Source organism: Pseudomonas sp. HLG18 (assembly GCF_051903985.1).
In the GTDB taxonomy this organism is placed as follows: domain Bacteria; phylum Pseudomonadota; class Gammaproteobacteria; order Pseudomonadales; family Pseudomonadaceae; genus Aquipseudomonas; species Aquipseudomonas fluorescens_BT.
Window position 1 is genome coordinate 2,996,657 of the sequence record NZ_CP195831.1, and the last position, 21,455, is coordinate 3,018,111.

General features: G+C 62.3%; 23 protein-coding genes and 2 pseudogenes. 12 read left to right on the plus strand and 13 right to left on the minus strand.

Features of this window, described 5'->3' with window-relative positions:
• Nucleotides 1–10 precede the first annotated feature (10 nt).
• Both ACSPX5_RS13725 and ACSPX5_RS13730 read left to right on the plus strand, forming a co-directional pair.
• Nucleotides 11–970 (plus strand): nucleoside-specific channel-forming protein Tsx, encoded by a 960-nt coding sequence (locus ACSPX5_RS13725; protein WP_169431077.1) that lies wholly within the window; start codon nucleotides 11–13, stop codon nucleotides 968–970.
• Between the two features lie 14 nt (nucleotides 971–984).
• Nucleotides 985–2,007, plus strand: a complete 1,023-nt coding sequence (locus tag ACSPX5_RS13730) for a purine-nucleoside phosphorylase (protein WP_323161990.1) — start codon at nucleotides 985–987, stop codon at nucleotides 2,005–2,007.
• Nucleotides 2,008–2,074: 67 nt separating this feature from the next.
• Here ACSPX5_RS13730 and ACSPX5_RS13735 read toward each other — a convergent pair whose 3' ends face one another.
• From ACSPX5_RS13735 to ACSPX5_RS13745, 3 genes are all read right to left on the minus strand, one after another.
• Complete coding sequence (locus ACSPX5_RS13735; protein ID WP_439821920.1) at nucleotides 2,075–3,031, minus strand: quinone oxidoreductase family protein; 957 nt, start codon at nucleotides 3,029–3,031, stop codon at nucleotides 2,075–2,077.
• A gap of 29 nt (nucleotides 3,032–3,060) precedes the next feature.
• Nucleotides 3,061–3,234, minus strand: coding sequence for a DUF1427 family protein (locus tag ACSPX5_RS13740; protein ID WP_085712525.1), 174 nt, complete (start codon nucleotides 3,232–3,234; stop codon nucleotides 3,061–3,063).
• A gap of 89 nt (nucleotides 3,235–3,323) precedes the next feature.
• A complete protein-coding gene (locus ACSPX5_RS13745; protein WP_439821921.1) occupies nucleotides 3,324–4,103 on the minus strand; it encodes an AraC family transcriptional regulator in 780 nt (259 codons plus the stop codon).
• A gap of 146 nt (nucleotides 4,104–4,249) precedes the next feature.
• Between ACSPX5_RS13745 and ACSPX5_RS13750 the strand changes: the two genes are divergently transcribed.
• The gene (locus tag ACSPX5_RS13750; RefSeq protein ID WP_064597962.1) at nucleotides 4,250–4,477 is read left to right on the plus strand and encodes a DUF6555 family protein; all 228 of its coding nucleotides are present in this window, start codon (nucleotides 4,250–4,252) and stop codon (nucleotides 4,475–4,477) included.
• A 38-nt stretch (nucleotides 4,478–4,515) separates the two neighbouring features.
• Nucleotides 4,516–4,788 carry a hypothetical protein gene (locus ACSPX5_RS13755; protein WP_085745874.1) on the plus strand — a complete coding sequence of 91 codons (273 nt, stop codon included), beginning with the start codon at nucleotides 4,516–4,518 and terminating at the stop codon, nucleotides 4,786–4,788.
• 23 nt (nucleotides 4,789–4,811) lie between these two features.
• On the opposite strand, the gene ACSPX5_RS13760 is transcribed toward ACSPX5_RS13755, so the two are convergent.
• The 3 genes from ACSPX5_RS13760 to ACSPX5_RS13770 all read right to left on the minus strand — a co-directional run bounded on the left by ACSPX5_RS13760 (nucleotide 4,812) and on the right by ACSPX5_RS13770 (nucleotide 6,431).
• On the minus strand, nucleotides 4,812–4,979 hold the full coding sequence (locus ACSPX5_RS13760) for a metallothionein (RefSeq protein WP_085686659.1): 168 nt from the start codon (nucleotides 4,977–4,979) through the stop codon (nucleotides 4,812–4,814).
• Nucleotides 4,980–5,485: 506 nt separating this feature from the next.
• Entirely contained in the window at nucleotides 5,486–5,941 is a 456-nt protein-coding gene (locus ACSPX5_RS13765; RefSeq protein ID WP_169431082.1) for a DMT family transporter, read from the minus strand.
• 4 nt (nucleotides 5,942–5,945) lie between these two features.
• Entirely contained in the window at nucleotides 5,946–6,431 is a 486-nt protein-coding gene (locus ACSPX5_RS13770; RefSeq protein ID WP_439821922.1) for a DMT family transporter, read from the minus strand.
• 112 nt (nucleotides 6,432–6,543) lie between these two features.
• Here ACSPX5_RS13770 and ACSPX5_RS13775 point away from each other — a divergent pair, with 112 nt between their 5' ends.
• On the plus strand, nucleotides 6,544–7,479 hold the full coding sequence (locus tag ACSPX5_RS13775; RefSeq protein ID WP_169431084.1) for a LysR family transcriptional regulator: 936 nt from the start codon (nucleotides 6,544–6,546) through the stop codon (nucleotides 7,477–7,479).
• Between the two features lie 210 nt (nucleotides 7,480–7,689).
• On the opposite strand, the gene ACSPX5_RS13780 is transcribed toward ACSPX5_RS13775, so the two are convergent.
• The 3 genes and pseudogenes from ACSPX5_RS13780 to ACSPX5_RS13790 all read right to left on the minus strand — a co-directional run bounded on the left by ACSPX5_RS13780 (nucleotide 7,690) and on the right by ACSPX5_RS13790 (nucleotide 10,883).
• Complete coding sequence (locus tag ACSPX5_RS13780) at nucleotides 7,690–8,511, minus strand: methyl-accepting chemotaxis protein (RefSeq protein WP_423815209.1); 822 nt, start codon at nucleotides 8,509–8,511, stop codon at nucleotides 7,690–7,692.
• 84 nt (nucleotides 8,512–8,595) lie between these two features.
• A pseudogene (locus ACSPX5_RS13785) lies at nucleotides 8,596–9,372 on the minus strand (cache domain-containing protein); the annotation flags it as partial.
• Nucleotides 9,373–9,566: 194 nt separating this feature from the next.
• Entirely contained in the window at nucleotides 9,567–10,883 is a 1,317-nt protein-coding gene (locus ACSPX5_RS13790; protein WP_439821923.1) for a Na+/H+ antiporter family protein, read from the minus strand.
• A 1,457-nt stretch (nucleotides 10,884–12,340) separates the two neighbouring features.
• Here ACSPX5_RS13790 and ACSPX5_RS13795 point away from each other — a divergent pair.
• Together ACSPX5_RS13795 and ACSPX5_RS13800 are read left to right on the plus strand one after the other, a co-directional pair.
• Nucleotides 12,341–12,487, plus strand: a pseudogene (locus ACSPX5_RS13795) (HAMP domain-containing protein); the annotation flags it as partial.
• A 102-nt stretch (nucleotides 12,488–12,589) separates the two neighbouring features.
• A complete protein-coding gene (locus ACSPX5_RS13800; RefSeq protein WP_423815210.1) occupies nucleotides 12,590–13,345 on the plus strand; it encodes a methyl-accepting chemotaxis protein in 756 nt (251 codons plus the stop codon).
• 204 nt (nucleotides 13,346–13,549) lie between these two features.
• On the opposite strand, the gene ACSPX5_RS13805 is transcribed toward ACSPX5_RS13800, so the two are convergent.
• From ACSPX5_RS13805 to ACSPX5_RS13820, 4 genes are read right to left on the minus strand one after another with little or no spacing between them, the layout of a single operon-like run.
• Nucleotides 13,550–14,863, minus strand: a complete 1,314-nt coding sequence (locus ACSPX5_RS13805; RefSeq protein ID WP_439821924.1) for a sensor histidine kinase — start codon at nucleotides 14,861–14,863, stop codon at nucleotides 13,550–13,552.
• Nucleotides 14,860–15,528 (minus strand): response regulator transcription factor, encoded by a 669-nt coding sequence (locus ACSPX5_RS13810; protein WP_169431089.1) that lies wholly within the window; start codon nucleotides 15,526–15,528, stop codon nucleotides 14,860–14,862. Before ACSPX5_RS13810 ends, ACSPX5_RS13805 begins: the two co-directional genes overlap by 4 nt.
• A gap of 3 nt (nucleotides 15,529–15,531) precedes the next feature.
• Nucleotides 15,532–15,843, minus strand: coding sequence for a PepSY domain-containing protein (locus tag ACSPX5_RS13815; RefSeq protein WP_169431090.1), 312 nt, complete (start codon nucleotides 15,841–15,843; stop codon nucleotides 15,532–15,534).
• Complete coding sequence (locus ACSPX5_RS13820) at nucleotides 15,843–16,151, minus strand: PepSY domain-containing protein (protein WP_169431091.1); 309 nt, start codon at nucleotides 16,149–16,151, stop codon at nucleotides 15,843–15,845. Before ACSPX5_RS13820 ends, ACSPX5_RS13815 begins: the two co-directional genes overlap by 1 nt.
• Nucleotides 16,152–16,296: 145 nt before the next feature.
• Here ACSPX5_RS13820 and ACSPX5_RS13825 point away from each other — a divergent pair, with 145 nt between their 5' ends.
• The 5 genes from ACSPX5_RS13825 (at nucleotide 16,297) to codA (ending at nucleotide 21,412) form a co-directional block, all read left to right on the plus strand.
• Nucleotides 16,297–17,376: a patatin-like phospholipase family protein gene (locus ACSPX5_RS13825; RefSeq protein ID WP_169431092.1), complete on the plus strand. Its 1,080-nt coding sequence runs from the start codon at nucleotides 16,297–16,299 to the stop codon at nucleotides 17,374–17,376.
• 86 nt (nucleotides 17,377–17,462) lie between these two features.
• On the plus strand, nucleotides 17,463–17,819 hold the full coding sequence (gene queD / locus ACSPX5_RS13830) for a 6-carboxytetrahydropterin synthase QueD (RefSeq protein ID WP_439821925.1): 357 nt from the start codon (nucleotides 17,463–17,465) through the stop codon (nucleotides 17,817–17,819).
• An 83-nt stretch (nucleotides 17,820–17,902) separates the two neighbouring features.
• On the plus strand, nucleotides 17,903–18,715 hold the full coding sequence (locus tag ACSPX5_RS13835) for an alpha/beta fold hydrolase (RefSeq protein ID WP_439821926.1): 813 nt from the start codon (nucleotides 17,903–17,905) through the stop codon (nucleotides 18,713–18,715).
• Between the two features lie 176 nt (nucleotides 18,716–18,891).
• The gene (gene codB / locus ACSPX5_RS13840; RefSeq protein ID WP_011335109.1) at nucleotides 18,892–20,163 is read left to right on the plus strand and encodes a cytosine permease; all 1,272 of its coding nucleotides are present in this window, start codon (nucleotides 18,892–18,894) and stop codon (nucleotides 20,161–20,163) included.
• A 13-nt stretch (nucleotides 20,164–20,176) separates the two neighbouring features.
• Nucleotides 20,177–21,412, plus strand: coding sequence for a cytosine deaminase (gene codA / locus ACSPX5_RS13845; protein ID WP_439821927.1), 1,236 nt, complete (start codon nucleotides 20,177–20,179; stop codon nucleotides 21,410–21,412).
• Nucleotides 21,413–21,455 lie beyond the last annotated feature (43 nt).

Here is a 21,455-nt window from a genome sequence, read left to right on the forward strand (position 1 = left end):
AGGACTTTGAATGCACGTTTCTTCCTGCCACCGCCGTCGCGGTGTGCGCACCTTTGCTGTTTCCCTGCTACTGACCGGCGTTACCGGAGTTCTCAGTCAGACCACGCTGGCGCAGCCTGCCCTGCCCGAGGAATCCGCCCAGGGCGAAGCCCTCAGCCCCGAGGCCAGCCCGCCGAAAAAAGGCGCGTACCTGTCGGACTGGTACAACCAGGACCTGATGCTGATCGGCAGCAAGGACATCAGCTTCGGCCCGCAACCGGCCGATGATATTTACCTGGAATACGAGTACTTCGGGCGCAAGGGTCCGTTCGAGCTGTACGGCTACATCGACATTCCGAAGATCTTCAACATCGGCAACAGCCACGACAAAGGCGTGTGGGATCACGGCTCGCCGGTGTTCATGGAGCACGAACCGCGCATCTCCATCGACTACCTCGCCGGCCGCAGCCTGGCCATCGGGCCGTTCAAGGAATGGTACGTGGCGTTCGACTGGATCTACGACCACGGCAGCCGCAAGGAAAACCGCGCCAACACGCTGTACAGCGGTTTGGGTACCGACATCGACACCCACTCGCGGGTCAACCTGTCGGCCAACCTGTACGGGCGCTACCAGTGGGAAAACTACGGTGCCAGCAACGAATATTCGTGGGACGGCTACCGCGCGCAGCTGAAGTACATCGTGCCGATCGACAAATTCAGCAACGGCGCCTCGCTGACCTACATCGGCTTCACCAACTTCGATTTCGGTTCGGACCTGCACAAGGACAACCCGGCGCGCACCGCCAATGCCACGGTGGCGACCAATGTGTTGCTGTACTCGTTCACCCACCTGCGTTTCACCCTGGTTGGCCGCTACTTCCACAACGGCGGCAACTGGGAGGACGGCAGCGAGCTGAATTTTGGCGACGGCAATTTCCGCGCACGTTCCAATGGCTGGGGTTACTACGCCGGCATCGGTTATCAGTTCTGAATCCAGGAGCCATCATGAAAGCAATGACGCGTGTATCACTGGCCGCTGCGGCCCTGCTCTCTTCCAACGCTTGGTCGGGCGAGGCGCCGATTCAACCGAAAGTGGTGCTGATCACCATGTTCGCCCCGGAGGCGCAGCACTGGATCGATCGCCTCGAGCTCAAGCAGGAAATCCGCGTGCCGGGCCTGTCGGCCGAATACCCGACCATTCGCTGCAACACGCAGCAGGTGTGCCTGATGACCACCGGCATGGGCCAGACCAACGCCGCCGCCTCGACCCTGGCACTGGCGCTGTCGCCGAAATTCGACCTGCGCAAAAGCTACTTCCTGATTGCCGGGATTGCCGGCATCAGCCCCAAACACGGGACTATCGGCACCGCCGCCTGGGCCCATTACCTGGTGGAGTTCGGCACCCAGTGGGAGCTGGATTCGCGCGATGCGCCATCGAACTGGCCGACCGGTTATCTCGGCATCAACACGAAAGGCCCGAACGAAAAACCGCCGCTGGACTACAAGACCGAAGTCTTCGAACTCAACCCGAAACTGCAGGCCAAGGCCTTCGCCCTGAGCCACAAGGTCGAACTGAGCGAGAGCAAGGAATCGGCCGCGTGGCGCCAGAAATACCCGGCAGCACCGGCCAATCAGCCCCCCGTGGTCACCCGGTGCGACACGCTGGCGGGCAACACCTGGTTCTCCGGCACGCGCCTGAGCGAACGCGCCGAGGTGTGGACCAAACTGCTGACCGATAACAAGGGCGAATACTGCACCACCCAACAGGAAGACAACTCCACCTACGAAGCCTTGCTGCGCGCCAGCCGCGAGGGTCTGGTGGACGTGCAGCGCCTGGCCGTGGTGCGCGCCGGCTCCGACTTCGACCGCCCGGCGCCGGGCGGCAGCGAAGTGGACAACCTGCTCAAGTACGCCGATCAGGGCGGATTCGTGCCGGCACTGGAAAACCTCTACCGCGCGGGTCATCCGCTGGTGCAGGACATCCTCAAAAACTGGTCGGCATGGGAGAACGGCGTCCCGCAATCCTGAGACCCAAAAAAACCGTGGGAGCGAACTCGCTCCCACGGTTTTGGGATGTCATGAAGAACAGAGACCGTCAGGGAATAAGAATAAATTTGTCGCCACTGCCCTGATTCACATCGGCATACCGCGCCAGCCCTTCGGCCAGCGGCGCTTCGACAAGCCCTTGCGGCAGCGGCAGCAGGTCTTCGTCGAAGAACCGGCCGAACTGCTCGAGCATCGCCGCGCAGGCTTCAACGCCGTACAGCAACGAGTTGATGCCGACCACGGAGCCGCCCTTGCGATACAGGGCCAGCGCTGGTAGTTGAACATGCCCGTCCACCGGCGCAGCGATGATCGCGATCCGCCCGAAGGTCGCCAGCGCCGCGACCGAGGCCGGCAGCCAGAAGCCGGTGGTGTCGAAAATCACATCGGCGCCGCCGCGATACACCGCGTTGACCTGCGCGCCCAGATCCTCGGGTTTATCCAGCTGAATTGTCTGATAACCCTGCGCCTGCAAATCCTTGACCTGCTCCGGCCGCCGCGCCGCTGCCAGCAACTGCGCGCCGCGCACTTTGGCCAGCGCCAGTGCCGCCGTCGCCACCGCCCCGCCGCCGATCACCAGCAAACGGGTTTCAGCGCTGACCAGACTGCGTTCCAGCGCATCCCACGCCGTGGTGTAAGGCACCCCGAGGCTCGCGGCCTGGGTGAAACTCAAATGCGAAGGTTTGTGCGCCACGCCGTTGGCCGGCAGTTTGACGAACTGCGCATGGGAGCCATCGGCGAAAAAGCCCAGCTCGCGCCCGGTGCCCCAGACCTCCTGACCGATCAGCGCCTGCTGACCTTCGACCACCACCCCGGCAAAGTCCCGACCGGGAATACGCGGCAGCGTGGTGTACGGAAAACGCCCGAGCACGTTCTTCACGTCGCTGGGATTGAGGCCCGCAGCCTTGATCTGCACCAGCACCTCGCCGGCGCCCGGCACCGGCGTCGGCACCTCGACGAAGCGCAGGGAGGAAAGATCGCCGGTCTTATCGAATTGCAGTGCTTTCATGGATATCTCCACCGAATGAAAAGGGATTCTCAGGACAACCAGCCGCTGACCAGTTGCCGGCCCAACGGCCACAACTGCTCGCCCGCCAGCATGCCCAACAGGCCGACCAGCGCGATGGCCGGTGGTGCCGGGGAACGGAAATCCAGCGCGCCATACAACAGGCCGACGCCCAGCCCGATGCCCAGGGAAATCAGGTAGTTCATGGGATCACTCCGCCACATAAAGAGAATGGGCAAAGTCTAGGGAAAGGCTAAGACCGATACCGGCCAAGGACTTCTGAATTTCGGCCAAATCAGCCTGGAAGCTGACCGGTACTGAACTGCGAAGGCGCCACGCCCAGTTCACGACGGAACATGTCGCTGAAACTGCTCGGTGAATAACCCAGCTCACGGGCTATCGCGCTGACCGGCACGCCCTGAATCAACTCCGCCACCGCCGTCGCCAATTGCACCTGACGCCGCCACTCGGCGAAGCCCATGCCCAGGCCTTCCTTGAACAGACGTGCGAGGGTACGCACACTGGCCCCGGCGTTTTCGGCGTGCTGCTCAAAGGGAATATCCAGCGACGGCGCCGCCATCACCGCCTGGCACAGACTCATCAGCCGCCGGTCGGCATCGTCCGGCAGCGGAATCTTCAACTGTGAACGCCTTGCGCGTTTCAGTTCCAGCAACGCCAGCCCGACCAGCGCCTCGTAATACTCGGCATCACCGCTGTCGCCCTGCGCCACCAGCCCGACAATCAACTCGCGCAGCAACCCACCGACCTCGATCACCTGCACCGTCTCATCCAGCGTCGCCGCCAGCGCCGGGCGCAGGTAGATATTGCGCATCTGCAAGTCCGACACCACGCGAATCCCGTGGGGTACGCCCGGCGGCAACCACACCGCCCGCTGCGGCGGCACCACCAACGCCTCGTGCGGCGTCTCGACCCACATCACCCCGCTCATCGCATACAGCAACTGCCCCCAGACGTGCTCATGGGGCTCGATGAACAACCCACGCGGATACGTACGCGCCAGCGGCTGCACCGGCACATCGGTATCACTCAGATCGGGGGGCGCAGCGAGGGCCATGGCGAACATTCATCGGGATTGACGAGAGCGCCATGGTAACCAGTGCGCCCCCTCGCTCGCCATTGATAGATACCGTCGGACAATCCGAGTGAATTTTCCCGCAGCCCAGCGATCCTTCTATTACCACAGGGAGGAAGATGGGCTTTATGAACAACGCAAAACTGTACGTCATCGATTACACCCTTCACGGCACGCCAAAGTCGTTCATTATCCGCTCGGACAAAATGGACAACACCGAGGCGTGGCACTGGGCAAGCTGCGACGCAGGGGTGGGTCGCATCCCGCGTTTCGGCCGGGAGAAAGTGCAAAAGACCAGCAAGCCGATGGCGGAAAAATTCGGCGTGGAAAACGTCACCTGGCGACCGGCAAGCTAAGCTTTGGCGCAGGTGGGGACTATTTCGGGGGAACACACATGACAACCATCAACAGCCCGGCGCACCTGGACTACGGCCTGGACACCCTCTTCGGCCGCATCACCAAAAGCGTCGACTGCCCGGTTGGCCTGGAACCGGTCGAAAACGATCCCTACCGCTTCGCCCTGCGCGTCCCGGCCCCCTTGCCGGAAGACCTTGAAAAGGCCAAGACCATCGTCGTCAACGTCGAAGGCCGCCGCCTGCAAGGCAACGTCCGCCACACCGAACGCCTGGACGACGACAGCCTGAAACTGGAAGTGGAGCCTGACTAGGCTCCACTTTTTCATGCAGTGCGTTATTTCGGGTGCGCGCAATGGCAACCCTTGCCAGAGCACTCCTCACCGCCCTTGTGGTGATGAGCGCAGGCCTCACAGCAATAGTGCTTGCCGTGCGCCACATAGGAATGCTCACCTTCCTTGATCTTGCAGCTACATCCCGGGCAATCGCATTTTCTATCGGCCATGGAACAGACTCCTTTGGTGGTGGTTGTCTGAGGCTGAAGGAACAAGCCGTGCTACCAGTGTAGAAGGTGAAAAGCACCCAACAACCAAACCACTCACAACTCACCACTCCCCCTTCAACCATCCCCCCACCACTCACCACCCACCACGATGAGCGTTAGCTCGAGTAAAGCTTTTGATCTCAAGGCCCATCGGCAGGCTGAGTGGAGGGATTGATCCGGGGGTGGGAGCGCAGCGACCGTGCGGCGCAGCCGCATGCATCGAGAGGAGGTGCAGCGAAGCAAACCGTAGGCGATGCCCCCGGATCAATCCCGGAGCGAAGGAACCCGAGCCACAGCGAGGGCCGTACGTCAGGGCCCAAGACCTTTGGTTACTTTGGGCTGGGCCGGCATTCCGGCGTTTGCCAAAGTGACTCGCTGTAAGAGCGAAACCGCCAGCCGCAACACCCAAAGAAACGGATATACACGCAAAACGAACAAGAGCCTGGTCGGCCCAAAGGCCGCCAAGTTCAAACAGCCTGACGCACGCTACTGCGATACATGAAAACCAGCGCCAGCCCCAAACAAACCATCGCCCAAACCCGACTCGAAGACAACTCAATAGCGGGATTCCCCAACCACCCAAAATTATCAATCAACATCCCCATCCCCAACTGCCCGACAATCACCGCCACCGTCGCCACAGCAGTCCCCACCCGAGGCACCGCCCCCACCATCACCATCATGTAAACCACACCAAACAAAGCACCACTGAGCTGCCACTTCGGCACCTCAAGCAGACTCACCGCCTGCGCAGGCTCAAAAAACAGAATCAACAACCCCGTAGAAACCGCCCCCACCACGAACGTCAACAAACTACTGCGCAACACCCCAACGGTTTCACCCAGACGCCCGTTGATCGCCGCCTGCACACTCAACACCGCACCGGCCAACACCACCACCGCCAACAAAATAACCAGACTCATCGCATCAACCCCGCGCAATCAAAACCAGTGCCGCCACAATCAACCCCAACGCCAGCCAGCGTTCGCCGTTGACCTTCTTGCGCGTAGCCCCGAACCAGCCGAAATGGTCGATCAGCACACTCTTGCCAACCTGCCCCGACAGAATCGCAATCATCGTCATGGCAATCCCGATATGCGGTGTGGCAAGCGTCAGCACCACCACATACATCGGCCCCAGAAACCCGCCGATCAACTGCCAGCGCGGCAGATCGGTCAGTGCCGGGCCCTTCTGTGGTCCCGCAAACAGCAACAGCAAAAACAGAATCGCCGAACCGACCCCGAAGATGCTCAAGGTCGCCCACAAGTGACCGACCTGCTCACCCAACGGCCCAAGCAACCCGGCCTCCACCGACAAGCCCATGCCGGCCAGAATCACCAGCGGCAGCAACAACAGGCGCACCCCCGGCTTGCTCACCGGCGCCGCCACACTGACCTCATCCAACGTCTGCATAACCAAAACCCGTACAAGTAAACGATGGCGCGGATTATCGGCTGGTGCAGCTGTGCGATAAATGGGAGCATCCGGACAACACTTTTGCGCAACTCGCACAGCAGGACACACAATGCACGGGCTTAACGAACTGGGATTCAAGGCGCTCAGGCTGTTTGTGGCGGTGCTCGATCACGGCAGTTTTTCCGAAGTCGCCCGCCGCGAGGGCGTGGCGCCCTCCTCGATTTCCCGGCAGATCCAGTTGATGGAGCAGGCGCTGAACCAGCAATTGCTCTACCGCCACACCCGCGCGGTCACGCCGACCGAGGCCGGGCGCATGCTCGGCCACCACGCGCGGCTGGTGCTGGTGCAACTGGAGGAAGCCGAGCAGGCGCTGCAGGAACAGCAAAGCGAACCGACCGGACTGGTGCGGATCAACGCCCCGGTGGTGTTCGGCCAGCGCCATCTGACGCCATGGCTGGGCCGCTTGTGCGAGCGCTATCCGAAGCTGCAACTGGACATCCAGCAAACCGACCACTACATCGACCCGCTGCAGGAAGGCGCCGACCTGCTGTTCCGCATTGGCCCGTTGCACGACTCGAGCATGCAGGCGCGGATCCTCGCGCCACATCGCTTTCAGGTCGCAGCCAGCCCGGCGTATCTCGAGCGTTTCGGTACGCCACAGCAGCCCGCTGACCTCGCCCACCACCAGTGCCTGGCCTACAAGGGTGCGGCCGGCCAGCAGCGCTGGTTCTTCCGGCAGGATCAGGGCGAATGGACACCCTATTCGGTCAAAGGTCCAATCACTGGCAACCACGCCGACACCCTGACCCAGGCCGCCGAACAAGGCCTGGGGCTGGTGATGTTTCCGTCATGGCTGATTGGTGAAGCCGTGCGCGAAGGCACGCTGGTGCCGGTGCTGGGGGAGTATCAGGTGTCGAACAGTGTGGAGCCGCAGCAGATTGCGGTGCTGTGGCCGGGGAGCCGGCGGCTGTCGGTGAAGGTGCGGACGGTGATTGATTTCTTTGTTGAGTGTTTTGGGGAGGTTCCCTACTGGGACAGGCCCTGAGATCGCCAAAGTCAAAAGCCCACCCTCACCCTAACCCTCTCCCGGAGGGAGAGGGGACCGAACGGGGGATATTCGAGAGATACGCCGACATGAGCGATCGGCTGTGAATCCATAATCGACACGATTTTTCAGGTCGATGTATGACGCAAGACACTGCGGTCAGTCCCCTCTCCCTCCGGGAGAGGGTTAGGGTGAGGGGGCCTTTGGGGGTCAGATCCGGAACTGCCCCACCAACTTCCCAAGCCGCTGCCCCAACTCCGCGAGACTGCGCGAAGTCTGCGCCCCCAACTGTGTCTCATCCGCCACGTTATCCACCGCCACCGCAATCTGATGCACACTGCGGTTGATCTCTTCCGCCACCGCCGTCTGCTCCTCGGCAGCACTGGCAATCTGCGCGTTCATCGAGTTGATGGTCGCAATCAGATCCGCCATCGCATCCAGCGACGCCCCCGCCTGATTGGCCTGGGCTGACGTGCCGTCACCCGCTTCGCTGGAACGGCGCATCGCTTCCACCGCCGACTGTGTCCCCGCCTGCAAGCGATCAATCATCCCCTGAATTTCCTGAGTGCTGATCTGCGTGCGCGACGCCAGCGCCCGCACCTCGTCCGCCACCACCGCAAACCCGCGCCCGGCCTCGCCGGCCCGGGCCGCTTCAATTGCGGCGTTGAGCGCCAGCAGGTTGGTCTGCTCGGCAATCGAGCGGATCACCCCGAGCACGCCGACAATCGACGACACATCCTGCTGCAGACTATCGAGGGACACGCCACTGCTGCGGATGTCGTCCACCAGCGCATGAATCTGCTTGATGCTGCCGGCCACCACACGCTTGGCGGTCTGGCCTTCTTCGTCGGTCTGCTGCGCGGCGACGGCGGCGTTCTGTGCGCTCTTGGCGACTTCCTGGGCGGCAGCGGACATCTCGTTGATCGCCGTGGCGACCTGATCGGTCTCATGGCGCTGACGCTCCATGGCCTGATCGGAACGGTGAGCCTGATCCGAGACCTGCGTCACCAGCCCGGTCAGTTGTGTGGTCATCTCGGTAATTTGCCGCACCAGGCCGTGGATCTTGTCGACGAAACGGTTGAACGAGCCGGCCAGTTCGCCAAGTTCGTCCTGGCTGGTGATGCTCAGGCGCCGGGTCAGGTCGCCCTCGCCGGCCGCGATGTCATCGAGGTTGGCTTTCATCAGGGTCAGGGGGCGCAGAATGGTGTTGGCCAGCAGCAGCCCCGCTGCCGCGATCACCAGCAGCACCACCACCGCCACACCAACGATGCTCAGCACCACGCCTTGCATGCGTTCCTGAACCTGGGCCTGCACCAGCGCCACTTGCGCCTCGATGCCGTCGAGGTTGACCGACGTACCAACCGCCATGTCCCACTTCGCCAGGTATTCGGTGTAGCCGAGTTTCGGTACCAACACTTGCGCATTGCCTGGCAGCGGCGAGCTGTATTGCAGGTAATGAGTACCGTCCTTCGCCACTTTCACCAGGTCGCGGTTGACGTAGACGCCGTTCGGGTCGCGGTTGTCCTTGAAGCTTTTGCCCACGCCTTCGGGATCGGTGGACTTGAACAGGCGCACGGTCTCGGAGTCGTAGCCGAAGAAGTAGCCGTCCTTGCCGTACTTGATGCCCGACAGCAGTTTGATGACTTGCGCCCGTGCGTCGGTGTCACCGGGGGCGGCGGCGTCGTAAAGCGGTTTGATGGTGGTCATGGCCACGGCGACATAGCTGGCCAGCGTGGCCTTGGCGTCACCGAGCAGGCGTTCGCGGGTCTGTTCGACTTCCTTGTGCGCCTGCTCCTGAAGGATGAACAGCGTGGTCAGGCTGATGACCAGCGCAAAGAGCAAGACCGGAAGGACGGCAAGGGACAGGACTTTAGCCTTGAGACTCAGGCGCATGGGGGCTCACTCTTTTGGTTTTATTGGCGTGGTTAAAGGCGTTAACGGCACGCGAAAGCAAAAGTTGAGCTGCGGATTAACCCGCACCTTGTGGGAGCCAGCCTGCTGGCGATAGCGATGTATCAGCCGCCCAATGTGCTGACTGATCCGGCGTCATCGCCAGCAGGCTGGCTCCCACAGGGGGATTTGTAGTGTTACAGGACCATCGCGGCCACCCAGCCAAACGCCAGCAACGGCAGGTTGTAGTGCAGGAAGGTCGGGACCACGGTGTCCCAGATATGATGGTGCTGACCGTCGATGTTCAGGCCGGAGGTCGGGCCCAGGGTCGAGTCAGACGCGGGCGAACCGGCATCGCCCAACGCGCCGGCCGTCCCGACGATGCAGACAATGGCAATCGGACTGAAGCCCAGTTGCACGCACAGCGGCACGAAAATCGCCGCCAGGATCGGCACCGTGGAAAACGACGAGCCGATGCCCATGGTCACCAGAAGACCGACCAGCAGCATCAGCAAGGCACCGATGCCCTTGCTGTGATTGATCCACGACGCCGAAGACTCGACCAGCGTCTGCACCTCGCCGGTGGCCTTCATCACTTCGGCGAAACCGGAGGCGGCGATCATGATGAAACCGATCATCGCCATCATCTTCATGCCTTCGGTGAACAGGTCATCCGTCTCGCGCCATTTGACGATGCCCGACGCCGAGAAGATCAGGAAACCGGCCAGCGCCCCGATAATCATCGAGTCCAGCAGCAACTGAATAATGAAGGCTGCGGCAATGGCGACACCGGCGATCACCAGGCTTCGCGGGTTGTACTGCACCGCCACCTGCTCGACCTGCTCGATTTTCCCCAGGTCGTAGACGCGCTTCTTGCGATAGCTGATGAACGCCATGCCGAGCCCCACCAGCATGCCCAGCGCCGGAATGCCCATGGCATGGGTGACGTTGATGCCGCTGATGTCAACGCCGCTGCGGGCAACGTTGGCCAGCAGGATCTCGTTGAGGAAAATATTGCCGAAGCCCACTGGCAGGAACATGTACGGCGTAATCAGGCCGAAGGTCATGACGCAGGCGATCAGCCGACGATCCAGTTGCAGCTTGGTCAGCACATATAAAAGCGGCGGCACCAGCAATGGAATGAACGCAATGTGAATCGGCAGGATGTTCTGCGAAGCAATCGCCACCACCCACAGCAGACCGATCAGCAGCCATTTGACGCTGCCGCCACCGGTCGCATGCTGACGGTCGACCATCGCCAGGGCCTTGTCGGCCAGCGCATGGGCCAGACCGGACTTGGCAATCGCCACGGCGAAAGCGCCGAGCAACGCGTAGGACAACGCCACCGTCGCCCCGCCACCCAGGCCACTGTTGAAAGCCTTGAGCGTGGCGTCGATGCCCAGACCACCGGTCAGGCCACCGACCAGCGCACCGACGATCAACGCGATCACCACATGCACCCGGGACAGGCTGAGGATCAGCATGACGCCGACCGCAGCAATCACTGCATTCATTTCACTACCTCGAAAACACGACGGTAAAGCCATTCACCGCCAGACAGGATGAGTCCGGCCGGCAAGCCACGAGGGTCGCCAGCGGATTTGCATAGAGGGTCTTATTAGAAGGGCGCGCACTGTGCCGCAGCGCGGGCACAGTGTCAAAGCGACTGGTCGTAACACTGTGTAACTTTCCATGATCAAACCGCTGAACAGGGCATATCCGCCACAACATGCGTCAATTCGCCATATTGCATTTGCGCCATAAAGAAAGCCGAAACGCGGCCGTTACAGTGCAAAGTCTCAGATATTTATCGAATAAGGACGTTTCCATGTCGCTCAGACAACTTTCCATCCAATGGAAAATCACCCTGCTCGCCGGCCTCTGCCTGGCCGGTATCGTGACCCTGTTGGTGGGTCTTTCGCTGTATCGCATGGAGCACAGTTCCGAACTGGTGAAAGCTTCGAGCATGGAAATGCTCACCGAATCGGCCCAGGCTCGCATCGAATCCCAGGGCGAAGTTCAGGCAGCGGGCATTCGCCAGCAGTTCATGGACGCCTATCAATATGGCCACGGCTTCTCGCGTCAGGTGCTGTTCCTGCGCGAACAGGCCGAGAAGCGCTTCCTTGATGCCTTCGACTTGCGCGAAGACATGACCCGTCAGGTGAAATCCGCGTTGCAGGCCAACCCGGAACTGCTCGGCCTGTCGCTGGTGTTCGAAGCCAACGCACTGGACGGCAAGGACGAACTATTCGCCGGGCAAAATGAATTAGGCAGCAACGACAAGGGCCGCTTCGCCCTGTACTGGTCGCAGCCGACGCCGGGCAAAGTCACCTCGATGGCCCTGCCGGAAAGCGACATGGCCGACACCAGCACCGGGCCCAGCGGCCAGGCTGCCAACGCCTGGTTCACCTGCCCGCGCACCACGCTCAAGCCGTGCGTGATCGAACCCTACTTCTATGTGATCGACGGGCAAAAGGTGCTGATGACCAGCATCGTGTTCCCGCTGATGGTCAACGGCAAAGTCATCGCCTCACTGTCGGTGGACATCAACCTCAACAGCCTGCAAGCGATCAGCCAGAGCGCCAGCAAAAAGCTCTACGACGGCCAGACCGCCGTGAGCATCGTCAGCCCCGCCGGCCTGCTCGCCGGTTACAGCCCGGACGCTGGCAAACTCAGTCAGCGCCTCGACGCGGTGGACACCGCCAGCGGCGCCGAGCTGCTGCGTCTGCTCGCTTCGAGCCACACCGTCAGCAGCCTGCACAGCAACGCGCAACTGAAAGTGCTGTCGCCGTTCCAGCCGATTCCCGGCGGCTCGTCGTGGGGCGTGCTGCTCGATGTGCCGGAGAAAGTGCTGGTGAGTCGCGCCGAAGCACTCAAGCAACAACTGGATGCCAGCAACACCTCGGGCACCCTGATCGAACTGAGCCTGGGCGTGCTCGCCGCGCTGGTCGGCCTGCTGCTGGTGTGGCTGATGGCGCGCAGCGTGACCAGACCGATCCTCGGCGTGGCCCACATGCTGGAAGACATCGCCAGCGGTGAAGGCGACCTGACCCGTCGTCTGGCCTACGACAAGAAGGACGAGCTCGGCCAACTGGCCGGCTGGTTCAACCGCTTCCTCGACAAGCTGCAACCGATCATCGCCGAGGTGAAACGCTCGGTGCAGGATGCGCGCAACACCGCCGACCAGTCCTCGGCCATCGCCACCCAGACCAGCGCCGGCATGGAGCAGCAATACCGTCAGGTCGATCAGGTGGCCACCGCGTCCCACGAAATGAGCGCCACCGCCCAGGACGTGGCCCGCAGCGCCGCACAAGCCGCCGAAGCGGCCAAGGATGCCGACCGCGCCACCCGCCAGGGCCTGACCGTGATCGACCGCACCACCACCAGCATCGACCACCTCGCCGCCGACATGAGTGCAGCGATGGTGCAAGTCGAAGGCCTGGCCGCCAACAGCGAGAAGATCGGCACCGTGCTGGAAACCATCCGCGCCATCGCCGAGCAGACCAACCTGCTGGCTCTGAACGCCGCCATCGAAGCCGCCCGCGCCGGTGAGGCCGGTCGTGGCTTTGCGGTGGTCGCCGACGAGGTCCGCAACCTCGCCCGCCGCACTCAGGAATCGGTGGAAGAAACCCGCCAGGTGATCGAGCAGCTGCAAAGCGGCACCCAGGACGTGGTCGGTTCGATGGGCAACAGCCATCGTCAGGCTCAAGGCAGCGTCGAACAGGTCGGCCAGGCCGTGACCGCGCTGCGCCAGATCGGCGATGCGGTGACGGTGATCAGCGACATGAACCTGCAGATTGCCAGCGCCGCCGAGGAACAGAGCGCAGTGGCCGAAGAGATCAACAACAACGTGGCGACGATTCGTGATGTGACGGAGTCGCTGTCGGGGCAGGCGAATGAATCGGCGCGGGTGAGTCAGTCGCTCAATAGCCTGGCGAATCAGCAGCAGAGTTTGATGGATCAGTTCCGCGTTTGACTCTTGAATGTGGGGTGTCAGTTAAATCGATCCCCCTCACCCCAGCCCTCTCCCCCAAGGGGGCGAGGGGGAAAGGGAGTAGATCTTCATGCTGTTCGGAACCTGAGTTCGACTCGATAGATCAGGTCGGCGTAACTCGGAAAAACAAATCGGTCAGTCCCCTCTCCCTCCGGGAGAGGGCTAGGGTGAGGGCGCTCTTGAAGGTTACCGCCGAGGCAACTGTATCTCCACCTTCAACCCGCCCCACTCGCTTTCGCCCAACACCAGCACCCCGCCCCACGTCTCGACAATATCCCGCACAATCCCCAGCCCCAAGCCATGCCCGTCGGTCTGTTCATCCAGCCGCGTGCCCCGGCTGAACACCTGAGCCCGCTGCGCCTCGGGAATCCCCGGCCCGTCGTCTTCCACGCTCAATGCGAAACCTTCGGCGGTTTCGACCACGCTCAGTCGCACCTCGGCATCCGCCCATTTGCAGGCGTTGTCCAGCAGGTTGCCGAGCAGTTCCAGCAGGTCTTCACGATCCCACGGCAATTGCAGTCCCGATGGTGCAACGTAGCTCAGCGCCAGATGTTCGCCGTGGATCATGTTCAACGTCGCCAACAACCCCGGCAGTTCCGTATCGCAATCGAACAGCGCCCCCGGCAGCGCATCGCCGGAAAGCCGCGCACGGTTGAGCTCGCGATTCAGCCGTTGCTGAACCTGCTCCAGTTGTTCCTTGAGGATCTTGCGCAACTCGGGATGGGCATCGAGCTTTTCGTTCGACGCCAGACTCAGCAGCACCGCCAGCGGGGTTTTCAGCGCATGTCCCAGATTGCCCAAGGCATTGCGCGAGCGCTTGAGGCTGTCTTCGGTGTGGGCCAGCAGATGATTGATCTGCGCCACCAGCGGCTCCAGCTCCGCCGGCACCTGCTCATCAAGCTGCGAGCGCTGGCCCTGCTGCAATTGGGCGATCTGTTCGCGAGCCTTTTCCAGTGGACGCAAGGCGCGATGCACGGTCAGTCGTTGCAGGATCAGGATCAGCAGCAACCCGGCCAAACCAAGGCCCAGACCGATCTGGCGCATGCGCTGGAAGCTCTCGCGCACCGGGGTGTAATCCTGGGCCACGCTGATGGAGATCGACTGGCCGAGCCGTCGGTAATCCGAGCGCAGCACCAGCAGTTGCTGCCCGTCCGGCCCCAGTTGCAGGTTGCTGTGCAGGCCCGGCTGCGGCAGCAGCGGCAGGTCCTGATCCCACAGCGAACGCGAACGCCAGTGACTGTCGGCAAAGTCGATACGGAAATAATGGCCGGAAAATGGCCGTTGGTAGGCCGGCGACAGGTGTCGCTCATCCAGTTGCAGGCCTTGCGGGCCACGCACCAGCGCCACCAGCAGGCTCTCACTGTCATTGCGCAGGCCGGCTTCGAGGTAGCGCTGCAAACCCACTTCGAACAACCACAGGCTGGTTTGCGCCAGTACCACGCCGACAACCACCATCACGCTGATCAGGCCAAGACTCAAGCGGCGCTGGATCGATCTCACGAAGCCTGCCCGCCGAACAGATAACCCTGGCCGCGCCGGGTTTCGATCACGCTTTTGCCAAGCTTGCGCCGCAGGTGGTTGACGTGGACTTCAAGCACGTTGGAATCGCGTTCGGTCTCGCCGTCGTAGAGGTGTTCGGCGAGGTGGCTTTTGGAAAGGATCTGCTCCGGGTGCAGCATGAAATAGCGCAGCAGGCGGAACTCGGCGGCGGTCAGTTGAATATCGGCGCCGTCACGCACGACACACTGTCGGCCCTCGTCCAGGTGCAGCCCTGCCGCCTTGAGCGTCGGCTGGTTGGCCTGCCCCTTGGAGCGGCGCAGCAGCGACTGGATGCGCAAGTGCAGTTCTTCCGGGTGAAAGGGTTTGGTCAGGTAATCATCGGCGCCGGCCTTCAGGCCTTCGATGCGCTCGGCCCAGGAATCCCGGGCCGTAAGGATCAGCACCGGCGTTGCCAGCCCGCTGGCGCGCCATTGCGCCAGCACTTCAAGGCCGGGCACGCCCGGCAGACCGAGGTCGAGAACGATCAGGTCGTACGGCTCGCTACGACCCTGATAGACCGCGTCGCGCCCGTCCGCCAGCCAGTCCACGGCATAACCCTGGCGTTGCAGGCCGGCGATCAGTTCATCGGCCAGAGGGACGTGGTCTTCCACCAGAAGCAAACGCATCGATCAATCTTCCTTGTCTTTCAGTAAACGGCCGGTGGCGGCTTCGAGATGGAGTTCGCGGGCCACCCCGTCGACGGTCAGCAACTCGACTTCGTAAATGTAGACGTCGTGCTTTTCTTCCAGCTCGACTTCCAGCAGTTTCGCGCCGGGGTAGCGATCCAGCGCGTTATGCAGCACTTGCTCCAGCGGCAGAATCACCCCCTGCTGGCGCAGGCGCAGGGCTTCGTCCTGATCGAGATCACGAGCCCCGGCCACTGAGCAGAAAATCAAAAGCGCCAACGCGGTTCGACCGGTGGCGCGAGCATTCACCTTCATTACGTATCCTGATGATCCTTGAGCACTTGCCCGCTGACCGCGTCCAGTTCCACATCCCACTCCACCCCCTGCGGGTCCCGCAGATCGACCTGGTAAAGGTACTTGCCGTACTTCTCTTTCAGTTCGGCGTCGGTAATGGTGGAGCCCGGATGCCGGGCCAGCGCCGTGGCATTGAGCTGCTCGAAGGGCACGATAGTACCAGCGTCGTGCAAACGTTGGGCTTCATCCGGGCCAAGATCCCGAGCGTGAGCCAGGCTTGCGCCCAGACCGATGAACGAGGCGAGGCTCAGAGCAGTCAGGGTTTTCATGGGGTCTCCGTGTTTTCAGTGCCGCTACGGACAGCACCATAACGGTGCGAACTTAACTGAAACTGAATGGCCATCACTGGGCCAGCTTCAGCAGGGCCGGCAACATGTGCTTATAATCTTTCGCTTGCTAACGATCGAGACCGGTATGACAGCCATCCACATCAAGTTCCCTTCCCTGACCCTCAAGGCCGGCCCACGGGCGATGGCACGCATTCGCGCCCAGGGTCTGAATGCTGCCGACGTCGGCACGCTGCCCGGTGCGGCTGGCGGGCCGAAGGCACTGGGGATTCAGGGGCTGGATCTGGCGTTGTTCGGCGAGTGGCTACCGGCGGCTCCCCGTGAACGTTCGCTGATCGGTGCGTCGGTGGGCTCCTGGCGCTTCGCCAGCGCCTGTCTGCCGGACGCCGCTGAAGGCATTCGCCGCCTCGGTCATCTGTACACCGAGCAGAACTTCAACAAAGGCGTGACCATCAGCGACGTCAGCCGCAGTTCGCAGCGCATGCTCGATGACCTGCTCGAGGGGCGCGATGCGGTACTGCTCGACAACGCCCATTACCGCTTGAACATCATGGTGGTCAAAAGCCACGGCGGGCTGGCCGACGACCATCGTGCCCGGCTCGGGCTGGCACTGGGTTCGGTGATCGCCGACAACCTGCGGGGCCGCGCACGGCTGTCGCGGCACTTCGAAAGGCTGATCATCCACGACCCGCGCCTGGCGCCGCCGGTGCATGCGCTGAACGATTTCCCGTCGCGCTTCGTCGCCCTCAATGCCGGCAATCTGCGTCAGGCGCTGCTGGCTTCCGGCTCGATCCCGATGGTCATGGAAGGCGTGCGCGACCTGCCGGGCGCCGGCGCCGGCACGTTCCGCGACGGCGGCCTGCTGGACTATCACCTCGACCTGCCCTACAGCGGCGACGGCATCGTGCTCTATCCGCACTTCACCGACCGGGTGATCCCGGGCTGGTTCGACAAGACCCTGCCGTGGCGCAAAGCCTCGACCGAGCGCTTGCAGGACGTGCTGTTGCTCGCACCGTCGAAGGAATACCTGGCGCGCCTGCCCTACGGCAAACTCCCCGACCGCAACGACTTCAAGCGCTTCATGGGCGATGCACCGAGCCGGCAGAAATACTGGCGGGCGGCAATGGACGAGAGCCGCCGATTGGGTGACGAGTTTCTCGAACTGACTGCCAATGGTCGCCTCGCCGAGCGCTTGCTGACCCTTTAGTCAGCACAGCCCTGGACAAGCTGGTAAACTCGCCGCCTGCCCGAATTCGCTGCGGCGAACGCCATCTGAACAGAGCTGAAATCACTGTGGAAATCTTCAAGGAATTTACGTTCGAATCCGCCCACCGCCTGCCCCACGTACCGGACGGCCACAAGTGCGGACGCCTGCACGGTCACTCGTTCAAAGTGGCGATTCACCTGAGCGGCGAGCTCGATCCGCACACGGGCTGGATCCGTGATTTCTCCGAGATCAAGGCGATTTTCAAGCCACTGTACGAGCGTCTGGACCACAACTACCTGAACGACATTCCGGGCCTCGAGAACCCGACCAGCGAAGTGCTGGCCAAATTCATCTGGAATGAATTGAAACCCCTGCTGCCGGAACTCAGTGCGATCCGCATCCACGAGACCTGCACCAGCGGTTGCATCTATCGCGGCGAGTAAATCCCGCGACAAAAAAACCACCGAGACCGGTGGTTTTTTTACGCCTATGCTTTTTGGCTCGAACCCGCCAAGAGGACAGGCCCATGACGGACTGGCTGCTGGATCAGGTCTTTGAATTCAACGGGCGACAGATTCGCCACGGAGTGCGCGGCGACGGCCCGCCGCTGGTGTTCGTGCACGGCACGCCCTTCTCTTCCTACGTGTGGCACCGCATCGCGCCGCACTTTTTCGCCACGCATCGGGTGCATTACTTCGACCTGCTGGGCTACGGACGATCCGAGCAACCGGACGCCGATGTCTCCCTCGGCGTGCAAAACGAATTGCTTGCGCAACTGGTGGATCACTGGGGCCTGCAACGCCCGGACGTGGTTGCCCACGACTTCGGCGGCGCCACCGCCCTGCGCGCGCATCTGCTCAATGGCAAGGACTACCGCAGCCTGACCCTGATCGATCCGGTGGCGCTGACGCCATGGGGTTCGCCGTTCGTGCAGCACGTGCGCCAGCATGAAGCGGCGTTCAGTGGTCTGCCGGATTACATCCAGCGTGCCATCGTGCCGGCCTACATTCGTGGGGCGATTCATCGCGACATTCCGGATGTTGAACTGGCGCCCTATGTGCAGCCGTGGCTCGGCGATCCGGGGCAAGCGGCGTTCTACCGGCAGATCGCGCAGATGGACCAGCGCTACACGCTGGAAGCGCAGCCGCTGTACTCGACGATCCGCTGCCCGGTGCAGATTCTCTGGGGTGAAGACGATCAGTGGATTCCCATCGAACGCGGACGCGAGTTGCACAAGATGATTCCGGGATCGCAGTTTCATCCGGTCCCGAATGCCGGGCACCTGGTGCAGGAAGATGCGCCTGAAGCCATTGTTGCTGCACTGCTGCGGTTCCTCTGATCGAATCCCATGACCTCGTGGGGGACGCCCTGCTCCCCCATGGTTCGGTACGGCGTCAAATGCACTGCTTTCGCGCCGATCATCCGTGTCTCGTCTATAAATACCCGCAACATCGCGTTTGGCACGACCACTGCAACCTCTTCGCGTCCTCCCCCTTTCCAGCAAGGAACGCCCCCATGACGCAAAACGATCCCGGCAACGATTACCCCCTCAGCGAAGTCCCGATGCACGCGCGCAAAGGCCTGGCCTCCACGGCGATGGTGCTGCTGGGGTTTACCTTTTTCACCGCGACCATGTTCGCCGGCGGCAAGCTCGGTGTGGCGTTCAACTTCGGTGAGATGCTCGCCGTCATCGTCATCGGCAACCTGCTGCTCGGCGTGTACGCCGCCGGTCTCGGTTACATCGCTTTCAAGAGCGGGCTGAATTCAGTGCTGATGGGGCGCTTCTGTTTTGGCGAAGTCGGCAGCAAGCTCAGCGACCTGATCCTCGGGTTCACCCAGATCGGCTGGTACGCCTGGGGCACCGCGACGGCGGCGGTGGTGCTCGGCAAGTATTTCGACTTGAACGAAGCCACGGTGCTGGGGCTGATGGTGCTGTTCGGCCTGGTGTTCTGCGCCACGGCGTATGTCGGTTATCGCGGGCTGGAGATTCTGTCGTACATCGCGGTACCGGCGATGATGTTGCTGCTGATGCTGTCGATGTGGGTCGCCACCGTGAAAGTCGGCGGCCTCGATGGTTTGCTCAGCGTCGTACCGACGGGTTCGCTGGACTGGTCGACCGCCATCACACTGGTGTTCGGCACCTTCGTCAGCGGCGCGACCCAGGCCACCAACTGGACGCGTTTTTCCCGTTCGGCGCGGGTCGCGGTGCTGGCCAGCCTCATCGGCTTCTTCATCGGCAACGGCCTGATGGTACTGATCGGCGCCTATGGCGCGATCGTCTATCAACAGCCCGACGTGGTCGAAGTATTGCTGTTGCAGGGCTTCGCCATGGCGGCGATGGCGATGCTGTTGCTGAACATCTGGAGCACCCAGGACAACACCATCTACAACTTCGCCGTCGCCGGTTGCAACCTGCTGCGCACCGGGCGCCGCAAGACCGTGACCCTGGCCGGTGCCGTGATCGGCACGGCGCTCGCACTGTTGGGCATGTACGACATGCTGGTGCCTTATCTGATCCTGCTCGGCACGGTGATCCCACCGATTGGCGGGGTGATCATGGCGGACTTTTTCTTCCGCTGGCGCGGGCGCTATCCGCGTCTGGCCGACGCACGGTTACCGGCGTTCAACTGGCCGGGGCTTGCGGCCTACGCGGCCGGAACCGTCGCGGCGTTCGGCTCGCCGTGGGTCGCGCCGCTGGTCGGCATCGCCGTTGCCGCGTTAACGTATATCGCAGTGACCGGCCTGCTCGGCGCCCGCAACGCGGCCGCCCCTCTACAAGATCTATAAAAGGATTCGCCCGATGCACATCATCAACGCCCGACTGCGCAACCAGGAAGGTCTGCACGAATTGCACCTCGAAGACGGCCTGATCCGCAGCATCGCGCGCCAGACCGAAGCGCCGACCCTGGGGCCCGACGACCTCGACGCCGGCGGCAATCTGGTGGTGCCGCCCTTTGTCGAGCCGCACATTCACCTCGACGCCACCCTGACCGCCGGCGAGCCGCGCTGGAACATGAGCGGCACGCTGTTCGAGGGCATCGAATGCTGGGGCGAGCGCAAGGTCACCATCACCCAGGAAGACACCAAGACCCGGGCCAAGAAAACCATTCAGACGTTGGCCGCCCACGGCATCCAGCACGTGCGCACCCACGTCGATGTCACCGATCCGCAACTCACCGCGCTCAAGGCCATGCTCGAAGTGCGCGAAGAAAGCCGTCACCTGATCGACCTGCAAATCGTCGCGTTCCCCCAGGAAGGCATCGAGTCGTTCCGCAACGGTCGCGAACTGATGGAAGAAGCGATCCGCATGGGCGCCGATGTAGTCGGCGGGATCCCGCATTTCGAATACACCCGCGATCAGGGCGTCAGCTCGGTGAAGTTCCTGATGGACCTGGCCGAACGCACCGGTTGCCTGGTGGACGTGCACTGCGACGAAACCGACGACCCGCATTCGCGCTTCCTCGAGGTGCTGGCCGAAGAGGCCCGCAGCCGCGACATGGGCGCCCTCGTGACCGCTAGCCACACCACCGCGATGGGCTCTTACGACAACGCCTACTGCGCCAAACTGTTCCGCCTGCTCGGGCATTCGGGGATCAGTTTTGTCTCTTGCCCGACCGAAAGCATTCACCTGCAAGGCCGCTTCGACAACTTCCCGAAACGCCGTGGCGTGACTCGCGTGAACGAGTTGCTCGAAGCCGGCATGAACGTCTGCTTCGGCCAGGACTCAATCGTCGATCCGTGGTATCCGCTGGGCAACGGCAACATCCTGCGGGTGCTCGAAGCCGGCCTGCACATCTGCCACATGCTCGGTTACCGCAACCTGCAGAGCGCGCTGGATCTGGTCACCGACAACAGCGCCAAGGCCATGCACCTCGGTGAACGCTACGGCCTGGAACAGGGCCGCCCGGCGAACCTGCTGATCCTGTCGGCGGACAGCGATTACGAAGTGATTCGCAGCCAGGGCCTGCCGCTGTATTCGATCCGCGCTGGCAAGGTGTTGATGAAGCGGCAGATGCCGGTGGTGGAGTTCGTCTAAGGTGTAGAAGTCGGCGTTGCAACGGCGCCGACTTCTTCCGATG

Excerpts from the sequence above, each read along its gene's own strand:
- ACSPX5_RS13755 (WP_085745874.1), top strand. The coding sequence starts at position 4,516 with ATGACAACCATCAACAGCCCGGCGCACCTGGACTACGGCCTGGACACC.
- ACSPX5_RS13835 (WP_439821926.1), top strand. The coding sequence starts at position 17,903 with ATGACGGACTGGCTGCTGGATCAGGTCTTTGAATTCAACGGGCGACAG.
- codA (WP_439821927.1), top strand. The coding sequence starts at position 20,177 with ATGCACATCATCAACGCCCGACTGCGCAACCAGGAAGGTCTGCACGAA.
- ACSPX5_RS13730 (WP_323161990.1), top strand. The coding sequence starts at position 985 with ATGAAAGCAATGACGCGTGTATCACTGGCCGCTGCGGCCCTGCTCTCT.
- ACSPX5_RS13815 (WP_169431090.1), bottom strand. The coding sequence starts at position 15,843 with ATGAAGGTGAATGCTCGCGCCACCGGTCGAACCGCGTTGGCGCTTTTG.
- codB (WP_011335109.1), top strand. The coding sequence starts at position 18,892 with ATGACGCAAAACGATCCCGGCAACGATTACCCCCTCAGCGAAGTCCCG.
- ACSPX5_RS13810 (WP_169431089.1), bottom strand. The coding sequence starts at position 15,528 with ATGCGTTTGCTTCTGGTGGAAGACCACGTCCCTCTGGCCGATGAACTG.
- ACSPX5_RS13770 (WP_439821922.1), bottom strand. The coding sequence starts at position 6,431 with ATGCAGACGTTGGATGAGGTCAGTGTGGCGGCGCCGGTGAGCAAGCCG.
- ACSPX5_RS13750 (WP_064597962.1), top strand. The coding sequence starts at position 4,250 with ATGAACAACGCAAAACTGTACGTCATCGATTACACCCTTCACGGCACG.
- ACSPX5_RS13760 (WP_085686659.1), bottom strand. The coding sequence starts at position 4,979 with ATGGCCGATAGAAAATGCGATTGCCCGGGATGTAGCTGCAAGATCAAG.
- ACSPX5_RS13735 (WP_439821920.1), bottom strand. The coding sequence starts at position 3,031 with ATGAAAGCACTGCAATTCGATAAGACCGGCGATCTTTCCTCCCTGCGC.
- ACSPX5_RS13775 (WP_169431084.1), top strand. The coding sequence starts at position 6,544 with ATGCACGGGCTTAACGAACTGGGATTCAAGGCGCTCAGGCTGTTTGTG.
- ACSPX5_RS13745 (WP_439821921.1), bottom strand. The coding sequence starts at position 4,103 with ATGGCCCTCGCTGCGCCCCCCGATCTGAGTGATACCGATGTGCCGGTG.
- ACSPX5_RS13790 (WP_439821923.1), bottom strand. The coding sequence starts at position 10,883 with ATGAATGCAGTGATTGCTGCGGTCGGCGTCATGCTGATCCTCAGCCTG.
- ACSPX5_RS13825 (WP_169431092.1), top strand. The coding sequence starts at position 16,297 with ATGACAGCCATCCACATCAAGTTCCCTTCCCTGACCCTCAAGGCCGGC.
- ACSPX5_RS13740 (WP_085712525.1), bottom strand. The coding sequence starts at position 3,234 with ATGAACTACCTGATTTCCCTGGGCATCGGGCTGGGCGTCGGCCTGTTG.
- ACSPX5_RS13820 (WP_169431091.1), bottom strand. The coding sequence starts at position 16,151 with ATGAAAACCCTGACTGCTCTGAGCCTCGCCTCGTTCATCGGTCTGGGC.
- ACSPX5_RS13725 (WP_169431077.1), top strand. The coding sequence starts at position 11 with ATGCACGTTTCTTCCTGCCACCGCCGTCGCGGTGTGCGCACCTTTGCT.
- ACSPX5_RS13780 (WP_423815209.1), bottom strand. The coding sequence starts at position 8,511 with ATGACCACACAACTGACCGGGCTGGTGACGCAGGTCTCGGATCAGGCT.
- ACSPX5_RS13800 (WP_423815210.1), top strand. The coding sequence starts at position 12,590 with ATGGAGCAGCAATACCGTCAGGTCGATCAGGTGGCCACCGCGTCCCAC.
- ACSPX5_RS13765 (WP_169431082.1), bottom strand. The coding sequence starts at position 5,941 with ATGAGTCTGGTTATTTTGTTGGCGGTGGTGGTGTTGGCCGGTGCGGTG.